Here is a 23,463-nt window from a genome sequence, read left to right as displayed (position 1 = left end):
ACCGGCCCGCTCCTTCCACGCCGCCGCAGACGCGGGAGCGCCTGCGGTCACCGCACTGCACGAGGGCCTCGCCACCGCGCCGGACAACACCATCAGCGCGCACAACAGCACCCAGCAGTTTCTGGGGCTGACGCCGCGCACCACCGGTCAATGGCTCACGCAGATCGGCCTGTAGCCGACCCGCCCGCCCGCAACGAAGAAACGAAAAGAAAAGGAAAGAACATGAAGCCGGAAGTCGTGCACGAGCGCTTCGCCCAGTACCTCAAGGACCAGGACCTCGACGGACTGGGTTCCCTGTTCGACGAAGACGCCATGTTCGTACCGGGACCGGGACAGGAGCCGGTCTACGGCAGAGAAGGCATCAAGGAAGCGCTGAAGCCCTACCTCGCCGCGCCCGGCACCTTTGAGATGGGGGCCGCGTCGGTCCATCAGAACGGCGACCTGGCGATGGTCCAGGTGCCCTGGCAGATCACGGGCGAGGACGGCACCCTGGAAGGAAAGTCGGTCGAGGTGATGAAGAGGACGAGCGAGGGAGACTGGGTCTTCATCATCGAAAACCCCTACGGCGTCTGATTCTCGTCGTCCCGGCATCACCGTCGGGCGACGGAACCTCGTCACGGCAGCGGCGGCCGCATCGACTTTCTCGATGCGGCCGCTGCTTGCTGTCCGGCGTCGGTGACACGGTCATGATCCGGTGTGGTCCGGGCACGGTTGGCCGGTGAGGGTGAGCAGGTCTTCGACGTGGCGTTGTGCGGTGAAGGCTCCGCTGCCGGCGGCGAACAGGTCGGTGCCGGCGAAGTCCACGCGGGCACCGGCTGCCGGGGCGCCGAGGAAGGCGGTGCCGGTGAACCGCCAGTACAGCAGTGCTTCGTCGGTGCCGCCGGGGGTTTGGAACGGCTGCCTGTTGATAGCGATCGAGCGTGTTCTGGTGTGCATGAGTGAGTGTCCAGGACTGCTGTGCGTATGAGCCTGGGAACGGGAGTTCTTGCGTCGAATGCGTGACCTTCGTGGATGGTGGTCGTTGAGCTCGGCGACGGGGATCGTCGAGTCGGACGAGGAGGGCGGGTTGCGGGAGGTTGCGGCACCGTTCGTGGTGCCCGGGCCCGCCGGGGTGGCGATCCGTGACCGGCTCAAGGGCCTGACTGCCGGGGACGAGGAGGTGCTGCGGCTGGTCGGCGGCCACCTGGGGTCGCTGGCCTCGCGTGATCTCAAGGCGCGGTGCGCTGACGGGCTGGAGCATGACAGTGACAGGTGGGCGTCCCGCAAGCGTGACCTGACGGTGGAGTCGTCGTCCCGCTGGGCCGGGGCGATCACGAAGGCCACGCATGATCAGTGGGCGCTGGCCCGGCGTGGGCAGCTCGCCCACATCCGGTCCCTCGAAGCCGCTGTCAAGACGATCGCGCACCGCCTGTCTAGGCCCATCGGGGAGAAGGGCACCAAGCGGACGCCGGGCGGCTACCGCAGCAAGCAGGAACGGTTCGCGAAGACCCGCCGCCTGCACCTGCTCCAGGACCGGCTCGATACCGCGCTGACTGACCGCGAAGCAGGCCGTGTGCATGTGGTCCGGGGCGGCAAGCGGCTGGCGCGTACCCGGCACAACCTTGACGCCGCGCAGCTCACCGAGCATGGGTGGCGCCAACGCTGGGAGGCCGATCGCCGCTTCCTGCAGGCGGACGGCGAGTCCGGCAAGCGGTTCGGGAACGAGACGATCCGTGTCACCCCCGACGGCGAGGTCTCGATCAAGCTGCCCACGCCGCTGGTGTATCTGGCGAACGCGGAGCATGGCCGGTACGTGCTGGCCGCGACGGTGCGGTTCCCGCATCGAGGCGACACCTGGCGCGACCGCGTCACCGCGAACCGGGCGGTTGCCTACCGCATCCACGAAGACGTCCAGCGCGGACGCTGGTACCTCACCGCGTCCTGGCAGATCGAGCCGGTCAAGACCGTGCCGCTCGATACCGCTCGCACCGGCGGCCTGATCGGCGTGGACACCAACGCCGACCACCTGGCGGCCTGGCGCCTGGATGCCCACGGCAACCCGCAAGGCGCGCCCCGACGCTTCGACTACGACCTGTCCGGCACCGCGCCCCACCGCGACGCCCAGGTCCGGCACGCCCTCATCCGACTCCTGCACTGGGCACACCGGCACGGCCTGGCCATCGCGGTCGAAGACCTCGACTTCACCGCGGACACCACCCGCGAGAAACACGGCCGCAAGAAGCGGTTCCGCAAGCTGATCTCCGGCATGCCCGTAGCCAGGCTGCGGGCACGGCTGGTGGCCATGGCCACCGAACTCGGCATCACCATCGTGGCCGTGGACCCCGCCTACACCTCCAAGTGGGGCGCCCAGCACTGGCAACAGCCCCTCACCAGCAAGACCAGGAAGACCACCCGACACGATGCGGCAAGCATCGCGATCGGACGGCGCGCCCTGGGGCACTCGATCCGGCGACGGACGACACCGCCCCCACAGCACCGGAGTGATGCTGTGGAGCATCGGACCGTCCAGGCCGAACCGGGCACCTCACGGCGTGAGGAAACCCGCCCCCGCATCCCCGGACCACGCACACGATGCGTGTCGCCGGACGCGGAGCGAAAGCGGGCCACCAGGACACCCAAAACCGTTCGGGATGTCCGCAGTGCACAGGTATGGGTCCAAGACCCACTCCTGCTCACTGATTAGGAACGGTGAGTCGTTCGATGGTGTGCCGCCGTCGGGAAACGCCGTGGCCAGTGCGGTCAGCAGCATGACAAGGACGTCGCGGTCGCTGGCTTCGTCGCCGAAGCCTGCGGGGCGGTTGTGGTCGTGGAAGTCCTCGGCCAGGTGGGCCTGTACGCGTTCGGGGCCGAAGGGACGGGGCGGGGGACGAGCAGTGGCCGAACGCTCGGGCGAGAGCCGAAAGGGCGGCGGCGCGGAAGTCTGGTTCAGCACGAACGGCTCACGACTGGTGCGGCGAGCCTCGCTCACGGCGGGCCGTCCGGAATCGGGGCTGGCGGGACGACAGCAGGGGGCCAGTCACCGGGCGGACTCCGGCGCGACTGCCGGTTGTTCGGCCTCGGAACCAGACGGGACGCCGATGCGCAACTGCCCGGGCCGCTGTGCTCTGTCTATGCGGGCCAGGGTGAGCGCGGCACTCATGGCCAGAACGACGAGGGCGGCGCCCGAGAGGAGGAAGGCGTCCTGAACTCCGGTGAGTGCGATGGTGGTCGAGGCCACGAAGGGGGAAACGGCCAGGGCCCCTGCCACTCCGGCCTCCCACAGACCCAACGCCTTCGCCAGATGGTGACTCGGTATGCGCTGCTGCACCAGCGCGATCAGCGGGATGTCCGTGAGGGCCGAGGCCAGCCCGGTGGCAATCAGGAGCACTGCGGCCCCGGCAGTGGAGGTGACGATTCCGAGCGGCGCACGGAAGATTCCGAGCAGGGCCCAGGCCAGCACCGCCGCCAGGGCGAGCCTGCGCATCCGCAGGCCGGCCAAGAGGAGCGCCCCCGCCACTTCCGCGACCCCGGCGACGCCCAGCAACAGGCCGTAGCGGCCGCCCTGCCCCACGACGGCGACCAGCCCCACCGTCAGGAAACCACTGGTCAGAGCGAGGGCGAGCACGAAGGTCACGATGACCACCAGCACGTCGGGAGCAGCCCGCACGGCGTTGAGCCCGGCGGCGAGATCGGCCCACAGGCCCGCCTGGCCTGCGGCGAGGACGGGGCGGGTGACGCGGATGGCGGCCACGGCGCCCACTGAACCGAGGAAGGTCAGTCCGTTGACCACCAGCGCGGCCCGCATGGAGCCGTAGGCCAGCAGCGGCGCAAGCATGAGCGGGCCGACGAAGAAGGCGGCCCGGAAGGCGACTTGCAGCAGCCCGTTGGCCTGTTGCAGACGGTCGGCCGGGACGATCTGCGTGACGATGGCGTTGCGGGCCGGGGCGAACGGGGCGCCGATCAGGGCCAGCAGCGCCGTTGTCACCACGAGCAGGGGCAGGTTCAGCAGGCCGAGGGACAGCAACACCGCTGCCACCGCCACCACGGCGACCCGGGCCAGATCGGCGGCGATCATCAGCTTGCGGCGGTCGTAACGGTCGGCGTACGAGGCGGACACGAACGTGGCCAGGAACGCGGGCGCGAACGCGGCCACGCTGACCACGGCGACGGCCGTCGGGTCCTTCGTCAGCGACCAGGCCAGCCAGGCGGTCGCGGCGGTGTACAGGCCGTCGCCGAAGCGTGAGACGGCCTGGCCGACGAAGAGAAGCAGGAAATCGCGGTCCCTGAGCAGTGACATGCCGCCACTGTCGGATCTCCTCGGGCATCTGATCCACTTATTAGGCAGCTGGCTAATCAGCGCTCCGGCCGACCCATGGGGTCGGTGGTGTGCAGAAAGCTCTCCAGGCTGGGAGCGAGACCCGCCACCTGCCCGGGCAGGAGCCGGTACAGGACGTAGTAACCCTCACGACGGCGTTCGAGCAGGCCCGCGTCCGCCAGGACGCGCAGGTGCTTGGACAGGGCGGCCTCGCTGACGCCGACGAGCGGGGCCAACTCCTGGGTGCTGCGCGGGCGTTCGGCGATCAGCCGGAGGGCGCGCAGGCGGGTGTCGTCGGCGAGCGCGCGGAGCATGGCGACGAGCTGTGCGGGAGGAATCCTGGGGCGGGCTTCCCGGACGATCGACGAGACGGGAAAGACGAGGCCGAGGGACCAGGGACCGTCGCAGTTGACCCGGACGTGCGGCCACACATAAGCGCTGGGGGCGAGCAGCAGGGTGTCGTCCGGGCCGATGGCGACCTCGTGGTCGTGGGGGCGCTCCAGCCAGAAGCGTTCGGCCTGCCGGTCGCTGCGCACCTCCGGCCACAGGCCGCGGAGCATGCCGTACAGTCCGCGCTGTTCGATCTGGGCCCGGCCTCGCTGACCCCGGCGGCCAGTTCCGGTTCGATCCGGGCCCATTCCTCCTCGAACGCCTCCCGCCAGTAGCGCTCCAGCATGCTCAGGAACCGTTCGAGGAGTGCGCGTCCACCAACCGCGCGATGCAAGCCCCAGGCACCGCAGGTCAGAGGCACTCCAGCTCGCCGCCCCGACCTCCTGCCCCCAGACAGAGGACCCTCACTGGCGCGCATCCGCTAAGCTACCCCTGGTCAGTCGTTGGTGCGTGACGTTGTCTGCTCAGATGACCCAGCGGAGAGCGTTGCACCACGTCTGACCAGCGGGCTTGCGCTCCTCGTCGAAGATCCACACCCTGGGTTTTCAACAAGGTTTTCTACAAGCTCCTGCCTTCGTAGCTCAGGGGATAGAGCACCGCTCTCCTAAAGCGGGTGTCGCAGGTTCGAATCCTGCCGGGGGCACAGCAAAGCACCAGGTCAGGAGCCCTTCCGTCCAGCGGACGGGAGGGCTCCTGCGCTTGCAGCACACATATGGCACACATGCCATGCGCGCGGACGGTGGGGAGCTGGCAGGATGCCCGTCAAGGATGATCTGGCCCGGCGCCGGCACGAGAAGTTGATCGACCGCCTTGAGTCGCTGATGCGGGCCGCGCTCAAGCCCGAGTACCAGGGCTACTACGGGCATCTGATCCTGAGCAGCGACGATCTCGCGGAGATGGGCGAGCTCAAGGACGTCCGGCGTGCCGCTCGGGAGGCGGGGCGTCGTCTCGGCTGGAAGGCGACCACCCAGCTCGTCGGTGGCCGGCTCTTTGTGCTCGACGAGCGGGAGGTTCCCGAGGAGATCGAGCAGCTGGCTGGAGACACGGCCGCTGCAGCGATTGACGGGGCCTGGCAGGAAGGCCGCCGACCGCGCGGCATCTGATCCGAGGGAGCGGCGAGGGGCCGCCCCACCGCAACAGCGTGGTGGGGCGGCCCCTTCGACTACGGCTCCCCCGCACGGATTAGGCACACATCACGCGGCGCCTTCCTCCAGTGCGGCCACCGCCTCAGCGGCCTTGCGGGCCTGCCGTTCCGCCTTCTCCAATTTGGCCTTCGCCTTGGCCAGCTGCTTGGCGCGGCGCTTGTGCATCTTCTTCGACACCTCGTCCAGACGGTCCGGGAAGAGGTGGCCGTACGTGTCCAACGTCAGGGTCGCGGACTTGTGGCCCAGCATCGTCTGTACGACGTTGACGTCCGCGCCGCTGGCGATGGCGAGCGAGGCCGCCGTGTGCCGCAGCTTGTGCGGGGTGACGTTGAGGTGCCCCAGCCCGGCCTTCACGACCGCTGGCGCGAAGAACCGCTGACGGAAGTTACGGGCACGCAGCGGGCCTCCCTGAGGGGCGGTGAAGAGCAACTCCTCATCTCCCCGGCCCTGGAGGTGGGGCTTCAACTCCTCTGCCAGGAACCGCGGGATCGGTACCGACCGGCGCTCGTGGTTCTTGGGGGTGTCGAGGTAGAGCTTGCCGTTGTCCTCGGCGTACGCCTCGACGATGTGCGCTCGGCAGGCGTCCAGGTCCACGCGACCCACCTTCAGCGCGGACGCCTCGCCCCAGCGCAGGCCGGTGTAGGCCAGCAGCAGGATGAACACCCGGTAGGCGCCCGACACGTTGGCCAGCGCGTCGACCTGCATGTCATCGAGGTACACGTGGTCGGCCGGCGCCGCCTTCGGCAAGGGCACGCCGACAGCCGGGTTGACCGCCAGACGACGAGCCTTGACCGCGTAGCCGAGAACGCGGCTGAGGACGACGTACGCCTTGCGGACCGACCGAGGGCTGAGCTTCCTGCCGCCTGCCGCCTCGCCGGACAGCAGATCCGCGAGCCACTCGGCGATGTCCTCGAACAGGATGCGGTCCAACGGTGTGGTGCCCCACCTGGGGATCACGTGGACGTCGAGAACGCCGCGATAGCGGCCCCGGGTCGAACGCTTGAGATGGATCTGCGCGGCCAGCCAGGACTCCGCCACCTCTGCGAATTTCACGCGTGCGGCTGCGGGATCGCGGTAGGAGCCGTCGTTGAGACGGGACTCCATCCTCGTCCGCTCCGCCTCGGCGTCGACCTTGCGGGCGAAGGTCTTCATCTTCGGCTTGCCATCGGGGTCGTACCAGCGCACGCGGTACCGCCCCGGCGGCGTACGGCCCGCCCGCTTGGCTTCCGCCGCGGCCCGTATGTACGTCCCGTGCCCGATGCGGTCCTCAATCCAGACCCGCGCCAACTAGCACCCCCTCCGGTCATTACTGGACACCGACGGGAGCGGCAGGAGCAGGGCCATGGGAGGAACACCGAGCGCGGTGGCGATGGCGACGAGGTCGTCGACATCGCAGCGTCGGTGGGCGCGTTCGGTTCGGCTGAGGGCGGTGTTGGACATCGGGCGGCCCAGCGCGGTGCAGCGGGCGGCGAGCTGGTGCTGGGTCAGGCTGCGCACGAGGCGTAGGTGCTCGATGGCGCGGGCGGTGCGGAGGCCGGCGGGGCCTATTTCGACAGGTCGGGTTGCCATGACAGGTAGCTGTAACTTGCATCCGGCCGTCATAGCAAGAGTTAGTTCTTAAACTCTATAAAAGTCGCCCGGGGGCGAAGTGGTGTTCGTCTCGCCGAATTCCGGTACATCACGAGCCTTTTCAGCGGAGAGGCCGTGCTATCTTCCCTCCGCGTCATGGAGATGGGCGATTTGAGCGACTATCAGCCATAGTGTCCGGTAGGCTGACCGCGCCACTGATGACTGCTGGGCGCTATCTCTGAGCTGCGGAGGTACCGGATTCCGACCCCTCTGCCAGCCGTTGCGCCACAGAAAAATTCCAGGCTCTGCGGGAGCGATTTCGGCAACCGGGGATCCGCCCTTACTGTTTGGTCTCCCCCGACCACGCTGAGAGAAGTAGTACAGAGTTTCAGAACTAACTCTGGACTTTTCCCTTGGCGGTGTGGCTGTGTTGTCCAGGCCCGTTGTTCAAGACGAAAAGGAGCCCTGTGCCGAAGACCTCTCCCCGCAGTACCAACGTCCCTGTCGCCACCGCAGCTGCCCAGCGCGGCCCGCTGGCCACCCCTGCGGAGGTCGCCGCCTACCTCGGGGTGCCGGTGAAGACCCTCTACCAGTGGAAGTACCGGGGCATCGGCCCCAACGTGCACAAGGTCGGCCGCCACCTGCGCTACCGCTGGCACGAGGTGGACGCCTGGCTGAACGCCCAGGCCACGTACGACCTCGTGGTCTGACGCCGCCCTTTCAGGGACAGCGAAACGGCTCTCGGCGAGCCACCGCCGAGAGCCGCACAGTCCCTGCCCCATCGCCCCTGAATGACCGATCCGGTGGGCCGGGCCTTGCCCGTCCGGCCCACCAGGGAGGAACGCCTGTGGACGAACCTACGTCCTCCACCACCCCTACCGCATCCCCGACGCCCACCTGGCCGCCCGTCGCCGTCCCCGGCCAGGCAGCTCCCGCAATACCCGAACCCTCGCCCGCCGAGGACGAGAAGCCTCCCCAGGCTCCAGAGGGCGCCGCCTTGCTGGACGAGCTGCGGGAAGCCATCGCCCGGTACGTGATCCTGCCCAGCAGCGAGGCGCTGACCGCCGTCACACTGTGGGTCGCGGCCACGCACATCCAGCCCGCCCTCCAGCACGCGCCTCGTCTCGCGGTGGTCGGACCGGCGAAACGGTGCGGCAAGTCCCGCCTGCTGGATGTGATCACGGAGACCGTGCGCGAGCCGCTGATCACGGTCAACACCAGCCCGGCGGTCGTCTTCCGCGCCATCGGCGATGACCCGCCCACCCTGCTGGTGGACGAGGCCGACACCATCTTCGGCAGCATCAAGGCCGCCGAGAAGAACGAGGAGCTGCGCGGCCTGCTCAATGCCGGCCACCAGCGCAACCGGCCCGCCCTGCGCATCTCCGGGCCCGAGCACAAGCCTCAGGCGTTCCCCACCTTCGCCATGGCAGCGCTCGCCGGCATCGGGGATCTACCGGACACGGTCATGGACCGGGCGGTGGTGATCCGCATGCAGCGCCGCAAGGATGGTGAGCGGGTCGAGCAGTTCCGCTCCCGCCGCGACATCCCGACCCTGCACGGCCTGCGCGACCGGCTGACCGCCTGGCTGCGCCCCCTGATGGACACCGCAGCGGACTTGGTACCGCCGATGCCGGTGCAGGACCGGGCGGCAGACACCTGGGAACCGCTCGTAATCGTCGCGGAACTGGCGGGCAGCACCTGGCCCGAGGAGGCCCGCGCCGCGTGTGCGTCCATGTGCGCGGCCGAGGCAGGCAAGGACGACGAGTCGAACCTGAAGACCCGCCTGCTGCAGGACATCCGGCGCGCCTTCGCACGCTGCGGTGATCCCGACATCATGCGCACCCGGGACCTGCTGGACGAACTCCTCAAGGACCAGGAGGCGCCGTGGGCCGAGTACGGCACCGCCGGCCTGAGCCCACGCCACCTGGGCATCCTCCTCAAGGACTTCGATATCAAGGCCGCCACTCACCGCTTTGAAGGCGGCCGGCAGGCCAAGGGCTTCGCCCGCCTCCGCTTCGCCGACGCCTGGGCCCGCTACTGCCCCGAGGAGCCGACGCCCGACAGCGGCGACGAGAGCACCGCCCCCGGCCCGGGCCTGCACTCGTAAAGACTCGTCGCACTCGTCGCGTCGCAGGTCAGCCCCGCGACGAGTGTCGTCGCCGTGACGAGTCCACTCGTATCACGCCAACCTTCCGTACCTGCTGTGACCAGGCACGCGACGAGTGCGACGAGTGCGCACCCCCTCCCACCAGCCTCACTCGGTGCCCATGGCACCCGCTCCCCGCCTGGAGTACCCCGCTTGCCTTCACGCACCGCCCAAGCTCCCGCGCCGGTACTGACCGCAGCGATCCGCCTCGGGGTCGCCCTGGTCGGCACGATCGGCTTCGCCCTCTCCTACGACGCTCTGCGGCAGATGGCCGTCGCCATCCACGTCCGCGGAATCCTCACGTACGCCTTCCCCCTGGTGATCGACGGTTTCATCGCCATCGGCGTCGCCGCCCTGCTCATCCTGCGCACCGCACCCTGGCGCTCCCGGCTGTACGTCTGGGCACTCGTCGGCATCGCCACGATCACCAGCATCTGGGCCAACGCCCTGCATGCCGTCCGCCTCAACCAGCAGGCTCACACCACCGGGCTCCACCTGGACGACATCACCGTCGGCGCCCTGTCAGCCATCGCCCCGCTGGCACTGGCCGGAGCCGTCCACCTTGACCTGGTCATCCGCCGCCACCCCACACGCCACGTTCAAGAGGTCGCCACCACAAAGAGCCACAACGCCCCTGGCTACGGCCACAACCACACCGACTACGCCGAGCCGACTCCGTCATCCGAGGGCAACGCCGGTCTGCCAGAGCAAGCAGAGATGCCCGATGTGGCCGGTCGCCCCCGCGACGTGGTGCGGGACGCCGCCAATGTGCCGCAGGCTCGGAAACCGCTCGCCACGGCAGAGGGCCACGAACGCGACGTCACCTTCGACGAACTCCTCGCCCTCGCCCGCACGGCACCGCTGGGACGCGGAGGCCGCGCGTCACGCCGCAACATCGAGGCGGCGATACGAGACGCCGGCTACCGCATCGGCAAGGACCGCCTGACCCGGATCAAGGACCGGGTGCAGGCCGAACTCGACCAGGCCGCCAGCCAGTGGCGGGCCGAGCCCGACAAGGGACCCGCCAACGCCCTCTGAGGCTCCCAGCAGCACCCACCACCCTGCGAACTCGACTTCTCTCGCTCGTCCCCGCGCTGACCAGTACGGGGACGAGCCAGCCGTCGAATCGCGTCACCGTCGCACCGCAACACCACATGGAGAACCGCTCTATGCCCGACCTCCACAATGAACTCCCCACTAGCCAGCAGGAGGTGACCACCGCCGTCACCCAGCCAGCAAGGTATGACGTTGGACCGTCCAGGGGCCGGTCCAACGCGGACACCTCCGCCCCGGGGGTGGCGGAGGACTTCGGGCACCAGGGGGTGCCCGAGGAGGAGGCACCCGCCGACGCAGCCGAGCAGTCGCCCGCCGCCAGCGCCGACGAAGTCACCTTGCGTCGTCTCGCTCGCCGCCGTTCCCGCGAGGACGTCCAGCGCAAAAAGCGTGTCGACGTCCGCTACAGCGTCGACGAGAAGACCCGGATCCTCACCCGGGCCCGTGAGATGGGCATCGCCGGCGCCCACCTCGTCGGCGCCGTGATCATGGCCTACCTCGATGGCGATCTCACCGTGGGCCTGGCCGGGCAGCGCACCCAGCTCGATGATTGCCTCGACAAGCTCGACGCCCTGCGGGCCGAGGTCGCCCGCATCGGCAACAACGTCAACCAGATCGCCCACCGCCTCAACGCCGGAGGGGATCCACACCCTGTGGACACCGCCGTCCTCGCGCAGACCGAGCGCACCCTGGACGCAGTCCGCGCCGCGATCGGCGACATCGCGCAGACCATGAACCACGCTGTCTCCGCGAAGGCGGCCCAGTGATCGCCAAGATCGGCAGCGGCAAGGACACCGCCGGCCTGATCCGGTACCTGTTCGACACGAAGAAGGCCAAGGACCACACCGACCCGCACCTGATCGCCTCCTGGGACGGCTTCGCACCCGACCCAGGCCGCGCCGACGACTTCGACGCCACAAAGAAGCGCCTCGTGGCCGACCTCGACCTGCGGGTCAAGCAAGCCCGCCGACTGGGCCGGGTACCCGAGCGGCACGTGTGGCACTGCTCGGTACGTGCCGCCCCCGGCGACCGGCACCTCACCGACGCCGAGTGGGCGGACATCGCGCGCCGCATTGTGGCGGCCACCGGGATCGCGCCACAAGGCGACCCCGACGGGTGCCGTTGGGTCGCCGTACGCCACGCCGACGACCACATCCACATCGCCGCCACCAAGGTCCGAGGAGACCTGAGCACCGCCCGCCACTGGAACGACTACCTGAAGGCCGACAAGGAACTCGCCACCATCGAGAAGGAATACGGACTCCTGCAGGTCGTGCGCGGCGACCGCACCGCCACCAAGCGCCCCACCCGCGCCGAGATGGAGAAAGCCCGCCGCGCCGGCACGACTCGGACCTCCCGCGAGCGCCTGCGCACCACCGTCCGCCAGCTGGTGTCCATCGCCACCAGCCCGGAGGAATTCCTCCACCTGCTCGACGGCGTCGAAGGTGTCCTCGTCGATGTTCAGCACTTTCCCTCCGGCGACGTACGCGGGTACAAGGTCGCCGTGGCAGGCGACACCAACGCCGCCGGCGAGCCGATCTGGTTCTCCGGCGCCGAACTCGCCCCCGACCTGTCCTTCCCCAAGATCCGCGAACGCCTCACCGCCATCGAGGCTCCGCCCGCAGCGGAGCCGGGCAGCCGGCGCAGGCCCAACCCCTGGTACCAGGCCACCGCCGCGGCTGAGCGCATCCCCCACCACCTCGACCACGGTGACGACGCGGCAGCCCAGGCCCACATCGCAGCCTTTGGCGAAGCCATCGATGTCCTGCCGCTGCTCGCCCCCAGCCACCTGCGGCCACAGCTGCAACAGGCCGCCACAGCGTTCGAACGCGCCACCCGCTCCCGCATCCGCGCCCAGCAGGACCAGGCACGCGCCCTCCGGGGCGCCGTCCGCGCGCTGCGCACCGTGCCGGTCACCGGTGACGGGTCCGGGCTGGCGATGTTCCTCGACATCGCCGTGCTCGTCATCTTCGCCACAGCCCGCTGGCACCAGGCTCGCCAGCACGACCAGCAGGTCGCCGCCGCCCACCAGGCCCTGGTCCACCTGCAGGCCGTCTACCAACAGGCTGCTGCCGAGCCACTGGCCGCCCTGGCCCAGCGCCAACCACCGGCCCGCACCATGGAGCGGCACGCCCAGCGGATCCTCGTGATCGTGCCCGAACACGCTCAGCAGATCCTCGACGACCCCGCCTGGCCGGCACTGGCCGCCGCCCTGACCGAAGCCGAGACCGCCGGCCACGATCCCGAGCTGCTCCTCCAGCATGCCGCCCGCCGGCGCACCCTGGACGACGCCCGCTCCACCGTCAGGACCCTCACCTGGCGCATCCAACGCCTCACCGCCCGGCAGGCCCCCAGCGCCAGAGCACGAGCCGCCCAAGCCCGCACGAGCGCTGCAGCACGAACGGCACAGCGTGGCCAGACCCCACCGAGCCCTTCGCAGCCTGGGCCTGCGACACCTTCTCGACACCGGTAATTCCGGCACTGACGGCCTCGCGCGCGAGGCCGTCAGCAGGAGGAAGGCACCTGTCCCGTTCACCCCCAGGTTTCCCACACCGCTGACACCACACAACGGGCGCTTGGCCGGTCCAGGACGGGCGCGGGTTTCCTGAGTGAACATTCGCGCGTTTCCTGAGTGAACGCTCTGGTGTTTCCTGAGTGAACGGTCTTTACCCGGGGGACCCCCTCCTACTTCCGGATCAGCTCGCCTCGGCAGCAGCCCAGCACGTCCGCACGAGGAGGAGTGATTGCCTCGCTCCCCGGTGACCTCGTCGGCAGCCCGGCGAACGGGCGTCGACGATGATCACTGCGGTCCGTCTCCGGTGAAGGAACCGCGTCACCGCACCGTGCTGACCAGAGGCTCCAGCAACTCCAGCGCTTCCTCCCAGCGGAAGCGATCCGCCGCGCCACCGGCCCTCGGCCGGTGCGGTTCGCACGAGCCGATCAGGACGCCCATCCCCTGCAGACGGTCCAGGCTCTGCTGGTAGGCAGGGTGGGCGGCCTGGGCTGAGTTCAGGTAGGGCAGTGCCACGGTCGGGATGCCCATGCCGTACGCCTCGCACAGGATGCCCAGGGCGAGGGTGTCTGAGATCCCGGCGGCCCACTTGTTGATCGTGTTGAACGTGGCGGGAGCGACGGCGATCGCGTCCGCCGGAGGCAGGGGGCGCGGGTCTCCCGGTGAACGCCAGCCGGAGCGGATCGGGTAGCCGGTCTGTGCCTCGATCGCCTTGACGTCGATGAAGCCGAGTCCCTGCGGTGTGGCGATGGCGCCGACGTCCCAGTTCGCCTCCTGGGCGGTGGTGATGAGCTTGCCGACGTCACGGGCAACACCTGCCGCGCACACGACGACGTACAGGAAGGGCTTCTTGTCCGGAGCGGTCGGCTCGGTCACGCGGGGACTCCCAGTTGGCGGCTGAAGTGGTGCAGTTCCGGCAGGGTACGACGGCGGTCGCGGGCGGCCATGTCGGCGACCAGGTTGCGGACGTCGGGACGGCGGATGTCCTGGGCGGCGCAGGTCTCGGCGATGCGCAGGGCCTGGTAGCCGTCGGCGAGGCGGCCCTGCTGGCTGTAGGCACGAGCCGCCTCCACCCATAGGGCGGCGCGGCGCTCGGGGACCGGGATGTGTCGGCGCATGAGGGGTCGGGCCGCCTGGAGGGCGAGGCCGGCGTCACCGAAGGCCACCAGGGCGCTCAGCTCGTGCAGGGCGACATTGGTCGGGCTGAAGGTGGCCCAAGCGTCAGGCCGGTCCAGGGTCACGTACCGGGAGACTTCCTTGGCCTCTGTGAGGAATTCCTTCGTGGCCGCGTGATCACCGCGGCTGCTGGCCGCGGTCACGCCGCGCAGGAGTAGCAGTCCTACAGCAGCGAGGTACTTCGGAGAGCGCCGGTCGTACGAACCGGTGAGCTGGTCGGCGGTGTGCCTGACCAGAGTGACGGCTTCGGTGGCGTGCTTCTCGCGCACCAGGACGTGGGCCTGGACACGGACGCTGGAGGCGAGGACCACCGGGTCGCCCGAGCGTTCTGCTTCGGCCATCGCCCGGCCGACGGCGAGCCATGCGTTGCCCTGGTCGTGCTGTTTGAGCAGCAGGCTGGTCGCGGTCTGGTACGCCGTGGCCAGGAGCCCGGACACCGTGTCCCTGTCCGTCGCATCGCCGGCGGCCATCCGCAGGTCGGCGATCAGGTTCGGGAGGGTGCGCTCCAGCTCTGTGTAGTGACAGGTGTGGAAAAGCCTGAGTGCTGATCCGACGCGTTCGTACAGGACGGCCGTGTCCTGTGGGCCACCGGCGCCCGCAGGGCCGGCGCCGGGCAGGAGGGCCTGGACGAGGGCGGTGTGTGAGGCCGAAGAGCCGGCCGGGGCCGCGAGCGCTGCGATGCTCGCGGCGAGGAAGGTCCGGCGGTGCATGTCGTCAGCTTCTTGATCGGCGGTGGAGACGTCCTGAGCTGGGGCGAGGCCCAACTCATGAGGCGGGATGTTCAGTTCCTGCGCGACGGCGCGTAGTACGCGGATGTCCTCCGTGCCGCGACCGCTCTCCAGACGGCTCACCTTGGACTGGTGATACCCGAGCGCTGCGGCCACGTCATGCTGTGAACGCCGCTGTAACACCCGTGCCCGCCGGATCCGTTCTCCGATCCGTCTCGCTTCCCCATATGCATCGGCCATCTGCCACGGCTCCCTCCGCCGTCGCTGATCCTGCCTGCTCAATCGAGCATAGATCAGCCGTAGTTGGCGGTGATGCAGCTCCTGCATAACTCATGCAGCGCCCGCGCACGAGTTAACCACTCACGGCGACGGGCTGGTTGCTTGGTGTGGCCCCACCTACACCGGGAGGCCGCTCATGGAAGCGCACCAGCTCGCTCTTTCCCTGCCCTCGACGCCCGCCGCAGCGAGCGAGGCCCGGCACCAGGCCGTGGACGCGATAGCGGGCTGGGACACGGAGCTGGACGCCGAGGTGGTGCACACGGCTGAACTGCTGGTCAGCGAGCTCGTCACCAACGCGGTCCAGTACGCCGGCACCGGATCGGTCTCGCTCACGGTCTGCCTCGACGAGGCCGTCCTGCGAGTCGAGGTCTGCGACGCGAGCCCGGTGCTGCCCCAGCCGGCTCTGCCCGCTGCGGACAGCGAGGGCGGCCGTGGCCTGTTCCTCGTCGCCGCTCTCGCCGACCGGTACCAAGCCGAGCCGACAAAGAACGGCAAGCGCTGCTGGGCCGAGATCGACCTGATCAACAAACCCAGCCAGGAAATCGCCTGTTTCCTTCCCCTGCAGAGGAGTTGATGATGACGACCACCCACGTCCCCGGCGTGGCCGCCGAGGTGATCGCCGTATGCCCAGGGCCGCCCCTCGCCGGCTTCGTGAGCGTCGACGGCTCCAAGAACGCCGCTCTGCCGCTCCTAGCCGCCGCTGCTGCCCTCGGCCGCCCGGTTCGGCTGAGCAACGTCCCGGACAGCACGGACGTCCAGATCATGCTCGCTCTGCTGCAACAGGCGGGCTGGCATGTCACGCAGCCCGTCGGCGAACCGACCACCTATGTGATCCTGCCGACGGAGGCATCTCGGGGACTGCCCGATCTGGCGCAGGCAGCCCACATCCGCGCCTCGTACTACCTCGTCCCCGCCCTGCTCGCGCGGTACGGCCAGGCGCGGCTGCCCTGGCCGGGCGGCTGCCGGATCGGTGCGCGCGGGATGGAGCTGCACTTCAAGGTGTACGAGGCGTTCGGCGACCGGAGCCTCCAGGACAGCTCCGGATACGGCATCGAGGCCCACGCCTCACACACCGGCACCGTCTCCATCGCACTGCCCTTCCGCTCTCGGGGGGCGACCGTGGCCGCGACACTGCGCGCTCTCACGACCGACCGCTCCTTACGGCTGGGTCAGCCAAACCTCTCACCCGAAGTCCTTAGCGTGCTCGACGCCCTGAGTTCCGTGGGCTGGGAGACGCGCGCCGGCGAGCATGTACTCACTCTCTCACCGCCCGCCTCGCCGCCGACTGTCCCCGCTGCCTGGGCAGTGCCCGGAGACAAGATCGAGGCAGCCACGCTGGCCTGCGCGATCGCCGCGACGCGCGGTACTGCCCGTATCGACGGTGTGCAGGGCAAGGACGTAGGCCCGTTCGTGGCTGCCCTTCATCAGCTCGGCATCCCCGCAGACGCGGAGCCGGATGGCCTTACCGTCCGCGCCCGGGAGGCAGCCCCCACTGGTCGTCCCCTGCGGGCCATCGCCTCCCTGAGCCCGGCCGGCCTGGACGCCGACTTCGAACCACCGCTCATGGCACTCGCCCTCGGACTGCCCGGCACGCATCTGTTCGCCGACGCCATCAATCCCGGCCGCCACGGCAACCTGCTGCCGCAGCTGTCCCGCCTGGGCGCCGAGATCGAGGAGATCTCCCCCACCGAATGCCGCCTGACCGGGCCCCAGCAGCTGACGGGCGCGGGCGTCGAAGCCACTGACATCCGCACCGGGTCCGCCCTCATGATCACCGGCCTCACCGCCCGAGGCGTCACCACCATCGGCGGCCTCGACCAGCTGCGCCGCGGCCACGCCGACCTGTCCGGCAAACTGCGCACCCTGGGTGCCGACATCTGCGAGGTCACCCCATGACCACAGACGGCCGGAACCTGCGCCAGATCGTTGCCACGACGGACGTCCACTCCGCCTTCGACAACGCCGCACCGTTCCTGACCCACCTCCACGCGCTGCGCCCGACCTCGCTCATCGTGGACTGCGGCGACTTCTTCGAAGGCAGCGGCTACTACCGCCTCGCTCGCGGCACCATCGAGCGGGAGATCCTGCTCAAGTTGTACGACGTGCTGGCCCCCGGCAACCACGGCTGGGGTCACCACTTCGAGCCGGACCTTCACCGGCGCACTGTCTGTGTCAACGCCGTCGATGCCAACACCGGCGACGCACTCTTCCGCCGCTTGTACATCGCGGACATCGCTGGACGTCGCGTCGGCGTAACCGCTGTGATCGGTCGGCAAGCCTTCCACTCGATCCCGGCCGCCCAGCGAGCCGGCCACTGCGTCACTGATCCCGTCCAGGCCCTACGCGAGCTGATGCTCGCTCACCACCACGAGGTGGACAGCTGGGTCCTGCTCAGCCACTCCGGCTTCGACGTGGACGGGAAACTGGCGGCAGCCTGTCCCTTCCTCGACGTGGTCCTCGCCGGGCACTGCCACAGCGATCAGTACGGGCCGGTCCGGGTCGACGACACCCTGGTCGTCAAGGGCCGGGAACTCGCCGACGGCTATGCCATCGCCACGCCCGTGGGCAGGGGATGGGGTGCGGGCACCACGTCCTTCCCGGATCGGGCCCCGAACGTCGTTCCCACGGAGCTTGCGGGCCTGCGCTCACGCATCGAGGACGTCAAGCAGCAGCTGGCCGGCGTCCTCGGCCCGGTCTTACCGGCCTACCGCCACCAGTCCCTCGACCGGCGCAGCCTGCTCGTGGACCTCACCGCCCGCCTGCGTACGGCACTCGGATCAGACGCGGTCATCCTCAACGAGACGGCACTACGCGCCGTACCACTCGGCGACACCCTCACCCAGGGCGACCTGCTCTCCATCGAGCCGTTCGCCAACCAGCTGGTGCACGCCCACGTACCTGAGCCGGCACGCAGGGACCTCACTGACTGGCTGTCACATCTGACCACCCAGACCGGCCCGCTCGTCACCGCCCCCGATCCCTTGCCGGACACCATCACCACCGTGCTGACCACCGGCTACCTCGCCGACACCTACCTCGGCGAGCGCACGCACGAGGCCGGCCTGCGTCTGGACCAGGCCGTCCAGCACATACTCACTGCTCCCGACACCGCGGAAGGAGGCAGGTAATGATCCTCACCGGCCCGGAGATCACCGCTGCCGCTCACGACGGCCGCCTCCGCATCACCCCGTTCGCCGCCGACCAGGTCAACCCCAACAGCTACAACGTGCGTCTGGGCCCCACCCTGATCAAGTACACGAGCCCGGTCCTGGACGCCCACCGGCCCAACCCCACCCGCGAAACCACCATCGGCCCGGACGGGCACGTCCTCCAGCCAGGCGAGCTCTACCTCGGCCACACCCTCGAAGAGGTCGGCTCCAACACCTTCGTGCCGCTGCTGTTCGGCCGCTCCTCCGTCGGACGCCTCGGCCTGTTCGTCGAGATCACCGCCCCCATCGGCGACATCGGCTTCCACGGCCAGTGGACGCTCATGCTCACCCCGATCCGGCCGCTGCGGGTGTACGCCGGCATGAAGATCGGGCAGATCATGTTCTTCGTCTCCACCGGTGCCGTGGACCTCTACGGCGGCAAGTACCAGGCCGCCACAGGACCGCAACCCTCCGCCTACTGGCGAGACCTCGCCCGACTCCACGTGGTGGAATCGTGATCCTCACCGGCCCCGCCATCGCCGCCGCCGTCCAGGCCGGCGAGATCACCATCGACCCGTACGAGCCCAGCCGCGTCTCCCCCAACGCCTACGACTGGCGCCTCGGCAACACCATCCGCGTCTGCGACGGCGACCTCGACGCCGCAACCCCCACCCCCTTCACCGAGCAGCCCATCCCCGACACCGGCCTGGTGCTGCGCCCTGGTCTGCTCTACCTCGGCATCACGCTGGAGCAAACCGGTTCGGAGACGTACGCCCAGCTGCTGAACGGCGACCGCACCACCGGCTCCCTGGGCATTTGGGTTCACGTGTCGGCTCCGCTCGGACACCAGGGCCATGCGATCCGCTGGACGCTGGAGATCCGCGCCGCCCGACCGGTGCGCGTGTATCCGGGCATGACCTTCGGCAAGCTCGTCTTCCTCACGACCTGCGGCGCCCCGGCCAGCTACCAGCAGCAGCACGCCAAGTACGCGTCCACAGAGGGCATCGACATCTCGCGCCTCTACGAGGAAATCGACGGAGGAGTGCGGTGAACGCCCGCTCGCTCACCGGCCCGGTGGCCGCAACCTTCCTGGACCTGCCCGCTGGAAACCCCGGGGGCAGCGTCGAGCTCTTCCTCGATCTGTACACCGGCGAGCAGCCCCTCATCCCGGCCCGCGCATTCATGCTGACCCCACCCGGCTCCCGGCATCGGCTCCCGTCCGGGCTCGATCTGCTGCCCGTCGCCGGCAAGTGCCTCGAAGGCTCCGCGTTCGCTCGCTACGTCCAAGCACTGCGCAGGGCCCTCGCTGCAGCGGTCGATCCCGCACAGATCGACGTCCTCCACTTGCAGCACCTCGCGTTCGGCGCCACCCCAGCCCTCATCCGCGCCCTGCCCGCACACCCCCGGATCGCCCTCGTCCACGGCACGGACCTGCTCTTCGCCGAAACGCACCGAGACCAGCTTCATGTGCTGCGCGAGACGGCGAGGGCTGCCGATGCCATCGTGGTCCCCACCCACGCGATGGCCGACCACCTCCTCAAGCTCGCCCCGCAGATCGAGCACCGCAAGATCACCCACATCCCCTGGGGCATCCCCGACGACCTGCTCACCGACCGGCCCGCCCGGCCGGCACGCACCTCCACCAGCCATCTACGGCTTCTGTACGCAGGACGCCTGACCGCCGAAAAGGGTGGCGAGGCCCTGATCAAGAGTCTGGCTCCCGTGCCCGGTATCGAGCTGAGCGTCGCAGCGCCCAAAGCCCAGTTCCACGTACTGGCCCCACTGCTGCAGCGAGCCGGCGTACGAGTCCGCTACCTCGGCTGGCTCCGCCGCCCACAGCTATGGAAAGCCTTCACCGAACACGACGTGCTGGTCATGCCGTCCACCACCCTGGAGGCTATGGGCCTGGTCGCGTTGGAGGCCCAAGCCTGCGGACTCCCCGTCCTCTACCAGCCCGTACCCGGCCTCAGCGAAGCGCTCGCCGCATCCGGCTTGGCCACGGATTTCACTCACTCTGCGGCGCTGGCGCGTGACCTCGACCGGCTGCGCACCTGCCCTGGTCTGCTGGCCGCTCTGCGGCAGGCGGGGTATACGAACGCAGCACGCTACCCCCTCTCGGCGACCGCACGGTCATTGACCGACCTTGGTCGCCAGCTCACTTGAACTGCTTCCGATGGCCTGACACGTCACTACCCGAACCGCTCCACCAACGTCACTACGCTGACCGACGGGATACCCCGGCGAAGAGGGAGACCATGACGTACGACCGCGACCGCATCGAAGCCCTGCTCGACGAGGGAGTCCGCGACAAGGTGTACCCGGGCGCCGTGTGGGCCGTCGGCGACGCCACCGGCATCCTCGCTCAGGGCGCCACCGGCGTCCTCGACCCCGACGAGCCGGACGTGCCAATGCGCACCGACACCGTCTTCGACGCCGCCAGCCTCACCAAGATCCTCGCCGTCTGGTCCTCCATCGGCGCCCTACGGGACGACGGCACCCTCGACCTCGACCAGCCGCTCGGCGGCTTCTGGCAGGAGGTCACCGGGCACCCACTCGGAGCCGTCACCGCCCGGCAGCTGCTGACGCACACCGCCGGCGTCCCACTGCGAGCCCAGCTGAAGAACCTCTACGGCACCAACCCGGACGACATCCGCCGCGGCGTACTGCACGAGCCACTCCACGGGTCACCCGGCGAAGCCGTCGAGTACACCGACCGCGCCGCCCTCATCCTCGGCTACCTCGCCGAACACCTCTCCGGCCAGCCGTTGGACCAACTGGCCACCGCCCGCACCTGGCACCCACTGGGCATGACCTCCACCCGCTTCGGCCCCCTCCCCGCCGAAATCGCCGCCCGCTGCGCACCGACCGAACTCGACCAGGACACCGACACCCACCTGAAGGGAACGGCCCATGACTTCTCCGCACGCCTCCTGGGCGGTGTCTGCGGTATCGCAGGCGTCTTCACCGTCCTGGACGACCTCGCCGCCTTGCTTCGCTACATGCTTGACGGCTCCACGTCCAACACCAGCGCAGGCTTCACGTCCGAGTGGACCGCGTGCTCCCTGACCATTCAGACCGGCGGACTCCAGCCGGCCCGTGGACTGTTCTGGCACCCCGCCCCTTACACGTCCGTGGAAGAGGACGTGTGGGTCCACTACGGCTTCACCGGCACAGGGGTGTGGATCTCGCCCGCCAAGGCCCGGTGGGCGGTACTCCTGACGAACAAGCTCTACTACACCCGCGACCGCGCGCCACTGACCGATGTCCGCAACGCATTCCGCGCACTCGCCTTCAGGTAAGGAACTGGACGGTGGGCCGGGTTCGCGCCCAGACACCAATCCGATAAGACCCTCCAGCTGCGGGAGCCGCCGGCATGGTCGTACCCGCTGACGGACGCCTCGCAAGCAACTACCATTCCGACATTCGGGCTACGTCTGGGGGGGCAGAGTGAGTCTGTGGGATGCTCGCGTCGCTGAAGCGCGATTCAATCGTCGCCGAGAAGCTCGCGAGAGGGGGTGAATCATGAGCTTCCCCGTAGACCTCACAGCGGCGCTCAGCGGCGCCTCGGTCGCACAGTTGCACAGTTGGCGACGTACCCACTTGCTGGAACCGGAAGTGCAGGACAACCCGGTCCGCTACTCATTCCGCGACGTGGTGGCACTCCGCACGTTCGTATATCTACGCAGCAAACTGCCCCTGCAGCGCATCCGAAAGGCCATGGATCAGCTGCGCAAGTGGGACCTGACCGAGCACCCGGCTGCCTACATGCTCGTCACCGAAGGAGATTCGGTCTTCCTCGTCCAGGAGGAACGAGCCATCGACCTTGTCCGCCGGCCCGGTCAAGAGGTGATCTACAGCTTGGCCAACGTCTTCGCGCCCTTCGAAAACATGCAAGGACGTTCGGTCGCAGACTTCCGCCGTCCTCGGCCACACCTGGAGGTCAAGCAGAACCGGCTCGGAGGATGGCCGACCATCCAGGGGACACGCGTACCGTACGACGCTGTCGCCAAATTGGTCGCCGGAGGCGTCGCGCCTGCCGAAGTACATCGCTTCTACCCGACCGTCGAAGTGTCCGGAGCGGCAGACGCAGCAGACTTCCACCAGGAGGTCGTGCAGATCGGCGGTCGCGCTGCATGAGGTTCTTCCTTGACGAGAACGAGACGCCGGCCATCCTGCCCCCTTTGAGCACAGTGTTCTTCCATCACGAGTTCCGCACCGCCCACGACGAGGGGCTGTCCGGGGTGATGGACACAGAACTCATACACGCAGTCAGTGATCGCGGCTTCGACGCGATCATGACGCAGGACCGCAACCAGCTGTCGAACCGGAACGAGCGCGACGCGCTCATAGAGACCGGCCTCCACTGGATCGGCCATCGTCAACCGGACGCGGACGGCCTGCTGTACATCGTGAACTCCACGGCCGCCTACCTCGCTGCCATGCCGCACATCCTGGACGAGATAAGCAACGTCACCGGCGCCCACGCCTTCCACGTGCGCAACCTGCCCCTGCTGAAGGGTCAGCGCGTCACAGTCAGCCGTCTCAAAACCTGATCTTCAGACGCCGTGTCGTCGGGGCAAGTCCGCCCGCGCTGCAGGCTGCCTTACGGGAGGGGACACGCTGGAGGTGGCCTTGGCAAGCCGGGCCTGGCGCGAACCCATGCGCTCGTACTCGCGGCAGAGCCCGGACCGTGGGGACGGCCCGTGAGGTGATGCGGCCCCTACCGTGCCGCGCGCCCGTCGAAGCAGCCGCTTCCGGTTGCGGCCGACGTACGGTTGAAGTACCGAGGGCACCACGCACTCCGGCCGCCCCGCCGGGTCGTCCTCGGCGAGAGACGAACCCCGGGCCGCCCCAGTGGTCGGCGCGGAGACGGGTCGGCATCATGTCCGCCGCGGTCGAAGCAACTCCGCGCAAGCTCATCATGGCAGGGGCCGCGCTGAACACCCGTGCAGGTCCGCAACCCCGCCGAGGGGAGGCGTGATGGCCTTTGCCCGGCTGGACATCCATCGGCGGAACCGAGGA

The 23,463-nt window shown here is 69.1% G+C and carries 23 protein-coding genes, 1 tRNA gene and 1 pseudogene; 18 read left to right on the top strand and 7 right to left on the bottom strand.

Features of this window, described 5'->3' with window-relative positions; all coding sequences use genetic code 11:
- The first annotated feature begins 222 nt into the window (after positions 1 to 222).
- On the top strand, positions 223 to 573 hold the full coding sequence (locus tag ALMP_RS16940) for a nuclear transport factor 2 family protein (protein ID WP_264928818.1): 351 nt from the start codon (positions 223 to 225) through the stop codon (positions 571 to 573).
- A gap of 111 nt (positions 574 to 684) precedes the next feature.
- Here ALMP_RS16940 and ALMP_RS16935 read toward each other — a convergent pair whose 3' ends face one another.
- On the bottom strand, positions 685 to 936 hold the full coding sequence (locus tag ALMP_RS16935) for a hypothetical protein (RefSeq protein WP_264928817.1): 252 nt from the start codon (positions 934 to 936) through the stop codon (positions 685 to 687).
- An 85-nt stretch (positions 937 to 1,021) separates the two neighbouring features.
- Here ALMP_RS16935 and ALMP_RS16930 point away from each other — a divergent pair, with 85 nt between their 5' ends.
- Positions 1,022 to 2,683, top strand: coding sequence for a transposase (locus ALMP_RS16930; protein ID WP_264928815.1), 1,662 nt, complete (start codon positions 1,022 to 1,024; stop codon positions 2,681 to 2,683).
- Between the two features lie 333 nt (positions 2,684 to 3,016).
- Here ALMP_RS16930 and ALMP_RS16925 read toward each other — a convergent pair whose 3' ends face one another.
- Both ALMP_RS16925 and ALMP_RS16920 read right to left on the bottom strand, forming a co-directional pair.
- Positions 3,017 to 4,276: an MFS transporter gene (locus ALMP_RS16925; protein ID WP_264928813.1), complete on the bottom strand. Its 1,260-nt coding sequence runs from the start codon at positions 4,274 to 4,276 to the stop codon at positions 3,017 to 3,019.
- A gap of 56 nt (positions 4,277 to 4,332) precedes the next feature.
- Positions 4,333 to 4,997 (bottom strand): annotated as a pseudogene (locus ALMP_RS16920) (metalloregulator ArsR/SmtB family transcription factor); the annotation flags it as partial.
- Between the two features lie 257 nt (positions 4,998 to 5,254).
- Between ALMP_RS16920 and ALMP_RS16915 the strand changes: the two are divergent.
- Together ALMP_RS16915 and ALMP_RS16910 are read left to right on the top strand one after the other, a co-directional pair.
- Positions 5,255 to 5,327, top strand: a tRNA-Arg gene (locus ALMP_RS16915).
- A 112-nt stretch (positions 5,328 to 5,439) separates the two neighbouring features.
- On the top strand, positions 5,440 to 5,787 hold the full coding sequence (locus ALMP_RS16910; protein WP_085571756.1) for a hypothetical protein: 348 nt from the start codon (positions 5,440 to 5,442) through the stop codon (positions 5,785 to 5,787).
- Between the two features lie 90 nt (positions 5,788 to 5,877).
- Here the strand turns inward: ALMP_RS16910 and ALMP_RS16905 are convergent, their stop codons facing one another.
- Positions 5,878 to 7,116 (bottom strand): site-specific integrase, encoded by a 1,239-nt coding sequence (locus tag ALMP_RS16905; protein ID WP_237481495.1) that lies wholly within the window; start codon positions 7,114 to 7,116, stop codon positions 5,878 to 5,880.
- Complete coding sequence (locus ALMP_RS16900; protein WP_107502087.1) at positions 7,117 to 7,398, bottom strand: helix-turn-helix domain-containing protein; 282 nt, start codon at positions 7,396 to 7,398, stop codon at positions 7,117 to 7,119.
- Between the two features lie 467 nt (positions 7,399 to 7,865).
- On the opposite strand from ALMP_RS16900, the gene ALMP_RS16895 reads away from it, so the two are divergent.
- The 5 genes from ALMP_RS16895 (at position 7,866) to ALMP_RS16875 (ending at position 13,070) form a co-directional block, all read left to right on the top strand.
- Positions 7,866 to 8,108 (top strand): AlpA family transcriptional regulator, encoded by a 243-nt coding sequence (locus ALMP_RS16895; RefSeq protein WP_175647442.1) that lies wholly within the window; start codon positions 7,866 to 7,868, stop codon positions 8,106 to 8,108.
- 137 nt (positions 8,109 to 8,245) lie between these two features.
- Positions 8,246 to 9,505, top strand: coding sequence for a DUF3631 domain-containing protein (locus ALMP_RS16890; protein ID WP_264928808.1), 1,260 nt, complete (start codon positions 8,246 to 8,248; stop codon positions 9,503 to 9,505).
- Between the two features lie 192 nt (positions 9,506 to 9,697).
- On the top strand, positions 9,698 to 10,582 hold the full coding sequence (locus tag ALMP_RS16885; protein WP_086698422.1) for a DUF2637 domain-containing protein: 885 nt from the start codon (positions 9,698 to 9,700) through the stop codon (positions 10,580 to 10,582).
- Between the two features lie 131 nt (positions 10,583 to 10,713).
- Positions 10,714 to 11,364: a MobC family plasmid mobilization relaxosome protein gene (locus ALMP_RS16880; protein WP_086698423.1), complete on the top strand. Its 651-nt coding sequence runs from the start codon at positions 10,714 to 10,716 to the stop codon at positions 11,362 to 11,364.
- Entirely contained in the window at positions 11,361 to 13,070 is a 1,710-nt protein-coding gene (locus tag ALMP_RS16875) for a relaxase/mobilization nuclease domain-containing protein (protein WP_264928804.1), read from the top strand. Before ALMP_RS16880 ends, ALMP_RS16875 begins: the two co-directional genes overlap by 4 nt.
- 360 nt (positions 13,071 to 13,430) lie before the next feature.
- Here ALMP_RS16875 and ALMP_RS16870 read toward each other — a convergent pair whose 3' ends face one another.
- Together ALMP_RS16870 and ALMP_RS16865 are read right to left on the bottom strand one after the other, a co-directional pair.
- Entirely contained in the window at positions 13,431 to 13,985 is a 555-nt protein-coding gene (locus ALMP_RS16870; protein WP_086698425.1) for a flavoprotein, read from the bottom strand.
- Positions 13,982 to 15,253: a helix-turn-helix domain-containing protein gene (locus tag ALMP_RS16865; RefSeq protein WP_264928800.1), complete on the bottom strand. Its 1,272-nt coding sequence runs from the start codon at positions 15,251 to 15,253 to the stop codon at positions 13,982 to 13,984. Before ALMP_RS16865 ends, ALMP_RS16870 begins: the two co-directional genes overlap by 4 nt.
- A 175-nt stretch (positions 15,254 to 15,428) precedes the next feature.
- Here ALMP_RS16865 and ALMP_RS16860 point away from each other — a divergent pair, with 175 nt between their 5' ends.
- From ALMP_RS16860 to ALMP_RS16820, 9 genes are all read left to right on the top strand, one after another.
- On the top strand, positions 15,429 to 15,866 hold the full coding sequence (locus tag ALMP_RS16860) for an ATP-binding protein (protein WP_264928799.1): 438 nt from the start codon (positions 15,429 to 15,431) through the stop codon (positions 15,864 to 15,866).
- Between the two features lie 2 nt (positions 15,867 to 15,868).
- Positions 15,869 to 17,188, top strand: a complete 1,320-nt coding sequence (locus ALMP_RS16855; RefSeq protein ID WP_264928831.1) for a UDP-N-acetylglucosamine 1-carboxyvinyltransferase — start codon at positions 15,869 to 15,871, stop codon at positions 17,186 to 17,188.
- The gene (locus ALMP_RS16850) at positions 17,185 to 18,420 is read left to right on the top strand and encodes a metallophosphoesterase (RefSeq protein WP_264928798.1); all 1,236 of its coding nucleotides are present in this window, start codon (positions 17,185 to 17,187) and stop codon (positions 18,418 to 18,420) included. Before ALMP_RS16855 ends, ALMP_RS16850 begins: the two co-directional genes overlap by 4 nt.
- The gene (gene dcd, locus ALMP_RS16845; protein ID WP_264928797.1) at positions 18,420 to 18,959 is read left to right on the top strand and encodes a dCTP deaminase; all 540 of its coding nucleotides are present in this window, start codon (positions 18,420 to 18,422) and stop codon (positions 18,957 to 18,959) included. Before ALMP_RS16850 ends, dcd begins: the two co-directional genes overlap by 1 nt.
- Positions 18,956 to 19,492, top strand: coding sequence for a deoxycytidine triphosphate deaminase (locus ALMP_RS16840; protein ID WP_264928795.1), 537 nt, complete (start codon positions 18,956 to 18,958; stop codon positions 19,490 to 19,492). Before dcd ends, ALMP_RS16840 begins: the two co-directional genes overlap by 4 nt.
- Positions 19,489 to 20,604 (top strand): glycosyltransferase family 4 protein, encoded by a 1,116-nt coding sequence (locus ALMP_RS16835; RefSeq protein WP_264928793.1) that lies wholly within the window; start codon positions 19,489 to 19,491, stop codon positions 20,602 to 20,604. The genes ALMP_RS16840 and ALMP_RS16835 overlap by 4 nt, the downstream gene beginning before the upstream one ends.
- A 92-nt stretch (positions 20,605 to 20,696) precedes the next feature.
- A complete protein-coding gene (locus ALMP_RS16830) occupies positions 20,697 to 21,740 on the top strand; it encodes a serine hydrolase (RefSeq protein ID WP_264928792.1) in 1,044 nt (347 codons plus the stop codon).
- A gap of 223 nt (positions 21,741 to 21,963) precedes the next feature.
- Entirely contained in the window at positions 21,964 to 22,578 is a 615-nt protein-coding gene (locus ALMP_RS16825; RefSeq protein ID WP_048820918.1) for a DUF433 domain-containing protein, read from the top strand.
- Positions 22,575 to 22,994: a hypothetical protein gene (locus tag ALMP_RS16820; protein ID WP_264928790.1), complete on the top strand. Its 420-nt coding sequence runs from the start codon at positions 22,575 to 22,577 to the stop codon at positions 22,992 to 22,994. Before ALMP_RS16825 ends, ALMP_RS16820 begins: the two co-directional genes overlap by 4 nt.
- Positions 22,995 to 23,463: the final 469 nt, after the last annotated feature.

Origin of the sequence: Streptomyces sp. A012304 (genome assembly GCF_026008495.1) — a bacterium.
GTDB lineage: Bacteria > Actinomycetota > Actinomycetes > Streptomycetales > Streptomycetaceae > Streptomyces.
This window is presented reverse-complemented; position numbering and strand designations above follow the sequence as displayed.

Excerpts from the sequence above, each read along its gene's own strand:
- ALMP_RS16830 (WP_264928792.1), top strand. The coding sequence starts at position 20,697 with ATGACGTACGACCGCGACCGCATCGAAGCCCTGCTCGACGAGGGAGTC.
- ALMP_RS16900 (WP_107502087.1), bottom strand. The coding sequence starts at position 7,398 with ATGGCAACCCGACCTGTCGAAATAGGCCCCGCCGGCCTCCGCACCGCC.
- ALMP_RS16825 (WP_048820918.1), top strand. The coding sequence starts at position 21,964 with ATGAGCTTCCCCGTAGACCTCACAGCGGCGCTCAGCGGCGCCTCGGTC.
- ALMP_RS16860 (WP_264928799.1), top strand. The coding sequence starts at position 15,429 with ATGGAAGCGCACCAGCTCGCTCTTTCCCTGCCCTCGACGCCCGCCGCA.
- ALMP_RS16910 (WP_085571756.1), top strand. The coding sequence starts at position 5,440 with ATGCCCGTCAAGGATGATCTGGCCCGGCGCCGGCACGAGAAGTTGATC.
- ALMP_RS16820 (WP_264928790.1), top strand. The coding sequence starts at position 22,575 with ATGAGGTTCTTCCTTGACGAGAACGAGACGCCGGCCATCCTGCCCCCT.
- ALMP_RS16880 (WP_086698423.1), top strand. The coding sequence starts at position 10,714 with ATGCCCGACCTCCACAATGAACTCCCCACTAGCCAGCAGGAGGTGACC.
- ALMP_RS16865 (WP_264928800.1), bottom strand. The coding sequence starts at position 15,253 with ATGGCCGATGCATATGGGGAAGCGAGACGGATCGGAGAACGGATCCGG.
- ALMP_RS16940 (WP_264928818.1), top strand. The coding sequence starts at position 223 with ATGAAGCCGGAAGTCGTGCACGAGCGCTTCGCCCAGTACCTCAAGGAC.
- ALMP_RS16925 (WP_264928813.1), bottom strand. The coding sequence starts at position 4,276 with ATGTCACTGCTCAGGGACCGCGATTTCCTGCTTCTCTTCGTCGGCCAG.
- ALMP_RS16855 (WP_264928831.1), top strand. The coding sequence starts at position 15,869 with ATGACGACCACCCACGTCCCCGGCGTGGCCGCCGAGGTGATCGCCGTA.
- ALMP_RS16935 (WP_264928817.1), bottom strand. The coding sequence starts at position 936 with ATGCACACCAGAACACGCTCGATCGCTATCAACAGGCAGCCGTTCCAA.
- dcd (WP_264928797.1), top strand. The coding sequence starts at position 18,420 with ATGATCCTCACCGGCCCGGAGATCACCGCTGCCGCTCACGACGGCCGC.
- ALMP_RS16850 (WP_264928798.1), top strand. The coding sequence starts at position 17,185 with ATGACCACAGACGGCCGGAACCTGCGCCAGATCGTTGCCACGACGGAC.